This is a genomic window from Streptomyces sp. YGL11-2, assembly GCF_050054615.1.
Lineage (GTDB): Bacteria > Actinomycetota > Actinomycetes > Streptomycetales > Streptomycetaceae > Streptomyces.
This window is the reverse complement of sequence record NZ_JBNHIN010000115.1, coordinates 1-6,748: the sequence shown is the minus strand read 5'-3', so window position 1 is coordinate 6,748 and position 6,748 is coordinate 1. Positions and strand designations below refer to the sequence as shown.

9 protein-coding genes are annotated in these 6,748 nt (G+C 67.1%); 3 read left to right on the top strand and 6 right to left on the bottom strand.

The window, feature by feature from the left end; genetic code table 11:
- Positions 1-250: 250 nt before the first annotated feature.
- From ACO1BR_RS43555 to ACO1BR_RS43530, 6 genes are all read right to left on the bottom strand, one after another.
- Entirely contained in the window at positions 251-541 is a 291-nt protein-coding gene (locus tag ACO1BR_RS43555; protein ID WP_426800662.1) for a hypothetical protein, read from the bottom strand.
- A gap of 228 nt (positions 542-769) precedes the next feature.
- Positions 770-1,075, bottom strand: a complete 306-nt coding sequence (locus ACO1BR_RS43550) for a hypothetical protein (protein WP_426800661.1) — start codon at positions 1,073-1,075, stop codon at positions 770-772.
- Positions 1,072-1,311, bottom strand: a complete 240-nt coding sequence (locus tag ACO1BR_RS43545; protein ID WP_426800660.1) for a hypothetical protein — start codon at positions 1,309-1,311, stop codon at positions 1,072-1,074. The genes ACO1BR_RS43550 and ACO1BR_RS43545 overlap by 4 nt, the downstream gene beginning before the upstream one ends.
- Positions 1,311-1,496: a hypothetical protein gene (locus ACO1BR_RS43540; RefSeq protein ID WP_426800659.1), complete on the bottom strand. Its 186-nt coding sequence runs from the start codon at positions 1,494-1,496 to the stop codon at positions 1,311-1,313. The genes ACO1BR_RS43545 and ACO1BR_RS43540 overlap by 1 nt, the downstream gene beginning before the upstream one ends.
- Positions 1,496-1,879: an ATP-binding protein gene (locus ACO1BR_RS43535; protein ID WP_426800658.1), complete on the bottom strand. Its 384-nt coding sequence runs from the start codon at positions 1,877-1,879 to the stop codon at positions 1,496-1,498. Before ACO1BR_RS43535 ends, ACO1BR_RS43540 begins: the two co-directional genes overlap by 1 nt.
- Before the next feature lie 176 nt (positions 1,880-2,055).
- Positions 2,056-3,267: a helix-turn-helix domain-containing protein gene (locus ACO1BR_RS43530; RefSeq protein WP_426800657.1), complete on the bottom strand. Its 1,212-nt coding sequence runs from the start codon at positions 3,265-3,267 to the stop codon at positions 2,056-2,058.
- Between the two features lie 110 nt (positions 3,268-3,377).
- On the opposite strand from ACO1BR_RS43530, the gene ACO1BR_RS43525 reads away from it, so the two are divergent.
- From ACO1BR_RS43525 to ACO1BR_RS43515, 3 genes are all read left to right on the top strand, one after another.
- A complete protein-coding gene (locus ACO1BR_RS43525) occupies positions 3,378-3,857 on the top strand; it encodes an NUDIX domain-containing protein (protein ID WP_426800656.1) in 480 nt (159 codons plus the stop codon).
- Between the two features lie 330 nt (positions 3,858-4,187).
- On the top strand, positions 4,188-4,607 hold the full coding sequence (locus tag ACO1BR_RS43520; RefSeq protein ID WP_426800655.1) for a hypothetical protein: 420 nt from the start codon (positions 4,188-4,190) through the stop codon (positions 4,605-4,607).
- A gap of 11 nt (positions 4,608-4,618) precedes the next feature.
- A partial coding sequence (locus ACO1BR_RS43515; RefSeq protein WP_426800654.1) for a tetratricopeptide repeat protein occupies positions 4,619-6,748 on the top strand: 2,130 nt, incomplete at its 3' end.

Sequence of the window (6,748 nt, the reverse complement as noted above, 5' to 3'; positions counted from 1 at the left end):
AACCCGCGGAATTCGCCCCCACCCCACACCATCAGGCGACCACAGAACGACTCAAAGGCTCACGAACCGCCCACTAAGAACAGGGGGCCGATCGGGCTCATGCGGGCAGGCAAGAAGCCAGCCCGATCGCGGCCAGCGTAAGGCCCCCTGTTCTCTCGCCCCGTGGCAGCTCCCGCCCAAAGTCCCCACACCCACCGGCACTCCCACACCGCGCCACCCAGGCACCGCCCGTCCCGACGCCGACTGCCCGTCACCCCGCCTTGCGCCACTTGGCCGCCGCCACCCGCGCCAGCATGGCCACCTCCCGCGCCGTCGCCGTCGACAACTCCAGCCGCACCACACCCGATCCGTCTCCGCCCGAGACCGCCTGGAGCTTCGCCCCTGCCATCTCCACACCAGCCGCCGTCAGCGCGTCGCCCAGCTCCGCCGCCGCCCGCGTCGCCTCACGCCAGCCGGCCATGTAGTTCACTCCGCGCATCCACAGCAGCGCGTCAGGGTCCAGGCCATCCGCCTCGAAGCCATCTCCCCCGATCTCGCACATATCGCCACGTCCCCTTCCCGGCCCAGTTGCTGAGCAGCACATTCGCCGAGTCCGCCGCGTGAACGCACGACGACGGCCCCGGTACCATCGGTACCGGGGTAAGTGATCGTCTCGATCGTCCCCCAGCCGGACCACCCCGTGCCTGCCAGGGTTTGGGGGTGGTCCGGTGTGACGTCTGCGGTTTGTGCGCGAAGTGCGTCCCAGCCCCGAAAGGTTGGTGCGCTTCCGTCAGCGGCTTGTCGCGGCTTTCTGCCGCAGTGCCCGGTTCAAGGTCGCGGGCTTGATCCCGAACTTCTCCGCGATCTCGTCATGCGTCATGCCGCCGGCACACAGCCGTTCGTACTGCGCCACCGCCCTGCCCGACGCCGAGTTAAGGCGCGTTGTACCCCGCAGCAGAACACGGTGGCGCCTCAACAGACCGTAGAGCGCCCACGCAGAGATCCCGAACCGCTCCCGCAACCGCTCCACAGAAAGACCTTCTGCGTACAGCGCGATGATCTCCTCCGCTTGGTCCTCGAACTTGTCGGCGGTCATCGACGAGGCCCTTCTACGAGCGAAGCCTGGAAGAACGTGGTGACCACGCACCGGAAGCCGGTGTGCCCGGTACGCCCCGCGTGCCGCAGGCACCACACGTCCGGCCCTTCAGCCGTCTCTGCCGCGCCCGACTCGTCGCCGCATGTCATGCACTGCTGCTCATAGATCGGGCCGCTGCCGGAGGTATCGACCTTCAGGGCCCAGTCCGCGAACCGCCACACCGCCTTGGCTGCCATCAGCGCACCACGTCCAGAGCTTGGGCAGGATGCACCCGCAGCGGCTGCCCCGTCTTGAAGACGATCATCACCACCGGACCACCTGACGCGATCCGGTCGTTCCGCACGGCCTTGACCTCCTGCCACCGGCCGCGCACGCTCACCAAGTCCCCACGCCGCACCCGCAGCGCTGTCATTCTCGCCATCACGCCTCACCTCCGTCGGGGGCCTCGATGACGGCCCACACCGACTTGCCGATACCGTCCCTTGCTTCCACGCCCCAGCGAGCAGCCAGTTCGGCGACGATCACCAGCCCCCGGCCGCCGTCGCCGTCGGGCTGACGAGGCTGCGGCCAGTTCTGGGCCGCGTCATGCACCTCGATACGAACGCCTTTCGGCTCCCGCGAATACCGCGTCTCGATCTCCCGACCGCGGGAGACATGGGCGTGGCGCACGGCATTAGTCAGCAGCTCGGACAGCACCAACAGAGCGTCATCAGCGACCACGGCTAGGTCCCAACGGTCCAGCAGCTTGCGCAACTCAGCGCGTGCCAGTGCGACGCAGCGCGGATGCCGAGCCCAGCGGCTCACACCGGTCGGCTCCCGGTCCCGGTTGTGCTTTTCGGGCGACTGTTGCCCTGCGACTCACGGTCGCTCACCGCCTTCCAGACGCCTACGGGACGTCGAACGGCGTTGAAGGTAAGCCCCCAAACACGAGCGGACCCGGAAGAAAATTCCGGGTCCGTCGTTTTTTCTGCCGGGTCGCGCTACCCGATCGCCCCGAGGGCCACGGCGAGTTGCTGTGCGTCCCGTCGTCGCGTGCGCTTGTGCAGCCGTCGCGCCAGGTCCCGCGCGAACTCATGGGCCCTCATCTGCTCCGGCGCGGTCGTGTAGGCCCGCTTCAGATTGTCCACCGCGTCGTCGGTCCGGCCGGCTTCGCCGTAGGCCCTAGCTACATCCAGTCGTAGCCGAGCCTTGCGCTCCTTGGGAAGCCCCACCGCCCGCACCGTGGGTGCTATGTCGACAGCCCGCTGATAATCCTCGAACTCCAGGGCGGTCGCAAGCCGGTGGATCCCCACGTTCGCCGGGCCGAAGGCGGTCCACATCTCGTTGGCGTCAGTGCCCAGTCGCTCGGCGGCCTCGTTGGCTTTGCCGATCATGTATTTGGTCATCTCGCGATTCCTCATCCGGGCGGCTGCAATGGAGCCGTTGAGGAACAGCGTTCCGTACAAGGAGAGCGCTACAGGGGAGGACTCCCACCAGCCCCGTTCGAGGTCATCGGCACTCTCCAGAGTGCTCTTCACCGCTTCCGCCGCCAGGTTGGCCCCGAGCTGTACGTGTGCGATCCCCCGCCTCAGCGACAGGATGGCGGCGGTGTCGCCCGACTCAAGCGCCGCTATCTCACCTTGGTCTGCTGCCGTCCAGGCCAAGTTCGTTTCGCCCAGCTTCCTCAGCAACGCCGCCGCCACATGACATGCCAGGGCGAACAGCCGCAGCGCATCACGGTGTTCGTCTCCCGACGTGCACTCGTTCACCGCGGACCGCGCGTCAGCCAGCAAGCCGGGTAACTGGCCCGCCAGGGCGGCGAATTTGCCGGCCTGATACAGCTCCCACGCGGCTCCGACCTCCATCTCCAGGAGTTCGAGCCTCAGCGGTTCCCGGCTAGCGACCAGGGAGCCGGCCAGCCGCCGGGACTGCATGAGCGCGGCTCGGATGGCGGGCACGCTGGCCGCGAACCCGTCGTTGTCCTCCAGCAGCACCGGCGTCCCTTGCAGGTCCTCAAGGTGCACCCGCAGCGCATCAGCCAGATCCGCCAGCATCTTGACGTTGTTCACGGGAATCCGGCCGGACTCGACCCGATAGACCCAGTCCTCGGACCGCCCCAGCAGCTCGCCGAGTTGCCGCTGATGCATCCCCCGGCGCTTGCGGTAGAACCTCACGCGCTTGCCGAACTCAAGATGGTCAGTCATGCCGCGCATGGCCGCGCTCCCCTCACTCTGCCCGACCGAGTGTCACACGACGTGCACAACGAATGACAGGGGATGAGGCATCTCTCGCCCGCCAGACGACGGCCGCTAGGGTCGGCGGCATGGCCGAGAACGAGCAGGAACAGCGCATGGCAACTCCCCGGATGGCAGCGGGCGCGCTGTTCTTCGACGACCAGGACCAGGTCCTGTTGGTCAAGCCGTCCTACAAGCCGAAGTGGGAGATCCCGGGCGGGTACATCGAACGCGGGGAATCGCCTCTCGCTGCGTGCCGGCGGGAGGTCAAGGAAGAGCTGGGCATCACTCCCGGCATCGGCCCGCTACTGGTCGTCGACTGGGCCCCGAGCGAGGCCGAGGGCGACAAGGTCTTGTACGTGTTCGATGGCGGGCAGCTGCGCCCGGAGCAGTTCACCGAGATCAAGCTCGCCCCTGACGAACTGCTGGCAGCCAAGTTTCAGCCCGCAGACCATCTTGAAGAACTGCTGATCCCTCGACTCGCCCGCCGCGTAAGGGCGGCGATCACAGCACGGTCCCGGTCTCACCCTCAGTACTTGGAGCACGGACACCCCCCGGTCAGCAGCTGACGCCGTCATGCCGGATTGCCTCTCGTCACAGATACAGCACTCAAAGTAGCTGGTCGCGCGCGATCAACCGGCACACGCCCACGGGTGACCAACCCGACGACGCCAGACACGACAACGACAGTACCGAGGGCAGTCCGCTCGGAATGAGGGGACAAGTGAATCAAGACTGGGCCGGAACGAGACCCCGACGGGCCACAGGACGGCCCAGAAGTCCGTAAGGCGGCCCCAAGCCCTCTTCACCGCTCCACCCGCGTTCGGTGTTTGACGCGGCCGGAGAGGGTCTACGCTGAACTGCGTACGTGTGACCTGTAGTTGGGGGATGGGATGTTGGTGGAAGCGCTCGTGGCACTGGCGACCGCCGGGGGCGGTGCCGTCGTTCAGGCGGCCGGTACGGACGCGTGGAATGGGCTGCGCAACGGCGTGGCACGGCTGGTGGGCCGAGGGAATGCCGAGCGGGAACAGGTAGTGCTGGAGCGGCTCGATCGCACCCGGGCAACGGTGGAGGCCGCGGGTGACGGGGAGGACCGGGAACGAGTCCACGTGGCCCAGGCGGCAATGTGGCAAACGCGGTTCGAGACGCTGCTGGAGGAGGCCGCCGAACCGGAACGTGAACGGATCGCTGCCGCGCTGGAGGCATTGATCGCACAGGCTGGTACCGCGCCGGAAGCCGAGAGGGTGCACAACGATTTCCGGCAAGCGACCTTCCACGGGCCGGTACAGGGCAGTGGTACGCAGAACAACCACTTCTAGGACAGGCCAAAGTGGGCGGCAAGAAGAAGACCAAGTGCGGCGCGGGCAAGAACGCTCAGGCCAAGAGCAGAAAGAACACTGCACAGCTGAAGGGCCCCGGTGGTCGGGCAGGGGTGGTACCGCACAACGACTTCCGTGCCGGTCACTTCGGCGGGCCGACTCAGGGCAGCGGGACCCAGAACAACACGTTTGTGCAGCAGTACGCTCCGGTCCCCACTGCCCTGGCCTCACTGCCGCCGCTGCCGCCCGAGTTCACCGGCCGCGAAGACGACCTCGACTTCCTCCTTGATGTTATCGACCCGGCCCCTGATGGTCGCCCTGCCGTGGCGGTCCTAGCGGGCCTGCCCGGGGTGGGCAAGACCACGCTGGTCCATGCAGCCGGCCATGCCGCACAGGAGCAGGGCTGGTTCTCCGGAGTGCTGTTGGTCGGGCTGCGCGGTTACGACCCGATCCCGGCCCAGCCCGAGGACATCCTCGACGCCCTCCTGCGCTCCCTGGGAGTACAGCCCGAGCACATCCCGCCGACAGCATCGGAACGGGCGGCTCTCTATCGATCCCAGCTCGATGCGCGGGCTCAGACGGGGGAGCGGCTGCTGGTGATCGCGGACAACGCCTCCAGCGTCGAGCAGGTTCGCCCGCTTCTACCGCCTGGACAGCATGGACTGCTGGTCACCTCCCGCCGATCCCTGCCAGGACTGGGACGCATGCGCACCCTCAACCTGCTACAGCCCGAGGACGCCGTCGCACTCCTGGACGCCGCTCTCAAGAACGCCGACCCCGAGGACACCCGGGTCGAAGGCGACCCAGACGCGGCCGAACAAGTGGCGCTGTCCTGCGGGTACCTGCCCTTGGCTCTACACATCACCGCCGCTCTGCTGGCTGCCGATCCCGGCCAACCGCTGGCCGAGCGCGCCGACATGCTTAACCGCAGAGAGGGAAGACTGGAGGACCTGGACGACGGTGAACGCAGCCTGAAGGCCGCGTTTGACCAGTCCCTGGACCGATTGCCACTGCTACAAGCCGACCTGTTCTGTCTGCTGTCCCTGAACGCTGGCCCCGATATCTCCACAGCTGCTGCCGCCGCCCTGGCCGGCCAGTCCGAGTCGGCCACTGAACGCCTCCTCAGCCAGCTTGCCACCGCACACCTCATCCAGCGCAGCGCCACCCGAGGCCGGTGGCAGATGCACGACCTCCTACGCGACTACGCCACAGGACAAGCCGCAGCACGCACTAGGGACTCCCGTCCCGCACGCCGCCGCTACGACCAAGCCCACGCCCGTCTTGCCACCTACTACCTGCGTACCACCGAAGCCGCCGACGCCCACTTCCAAGCCCCTAGAAAGGTAAAGACGTCACGCCTTTTCGAGAATCGGCTCCAGGCACTGGAGTGGCTGGATACCGAACGGGCCAACCTCATCGCCACCGCGCACGCCGAGGGCGTCACTCGTATAGCTATTGGTTTGGCATTCGCTCTCGGCGCATACCTGCAGTGGCGTAGGCGGCTCCAGGACCTGGTAGCCGTCCGCGCTCTTGCCCTGGACGCCTGCCGAACCATGGGCAACACCCGCGGCGAAGCTGGAGCCTGGAACAACCTCGGCGCAGCCCTCAGTGGAGTGCGGCGCTTCGACGAGGCCATCACCGCCCACGAAACCGCCCGCACCCTGTTCCATGAACAAGGCGACACCCGCGGCGAAGCTGGAGCCTGGAACAACCTTGGCGCAGCCCTCAGTGAAGTGCGGCGCTTCGACGAGGCCATCACCGCTTTCGAAACCGCCCGCACCCTGTTCCATGAACAAGGCGACACTCACGGCGAAGCCTCTGCCTGGAACAACCTGGGCCTAGCCCTCAGTGGAGTGCGGCGCTTCGACGAGGCCATCACCGCCCACGAAACCGCCCGCACTCTGTTCCATGAACAAGGCGACACTCACGGCGAAGCCACTGCCTGGAACAACCTGGGCCTAGCCCTCAGGGGAGTGCGGCGCTTCGACGAGGCCATCACCGCCCACGAAACCGCCCGCACCCTGTTCCATGAACAAGGCGACACCCGCGGCGAAGCTGGAGTCTGGAACAACCTTGGCGCAGCCCTCAGGGGAGTGCGGCGCTTCGACGAGGCCATCACCGCCCACGAAACCGCCCGCACC

Excerpts from the sequence above, each read along its gene's own strand:
- ACO1BR_RS43555 (WP_426800662.1), bottom strand. The coding sequence starts at position 541 with ATGTGCGAGATCGGGGGAGATGGCTTCGAGGCGGATGGCCTGGACCCT.
- ACO1BR_RS43550 (WP_426800661.1), bottom strand. The coding sequence starts at position 1,075 with ATGACCGCCGACAAGTTCGAGGACCAAGCGGAGGAGATCATCGCGCTG.
- ACO1BR_RS43545 (WP_426800660.1), bottom strand. The coding sequence starts at position 1,311 with ATGGCAGCCAAGGCGGTGTGGCGGTTCGCGGACTGGGCCCTGAAGGTC.
- ACO1BR_RS43540 (WP_426800659.1), bottom strand. The coding sequence starts at position 1,496 with ATGGCGAGAATGACAGCGCTGCGGGTGCGGCGTGGGGACTTGGTGAGC.
- ACO1BR_RS43530 (WP_426800657.1), bottom strand. The coding sequence starts at position 3,267 with ATGCGCGGCATGACTGACCATCTTGAGTTCGGCAAGCGCGTGAGGTTC.
- ACO1BR_RS43525 (WP_426800656.1), top strand. The coding sequence starts at position 3,378 with ATGGCCGAGAACGAGCAGGAACAGCGCATGGCAACTCCCCGGATGGCA.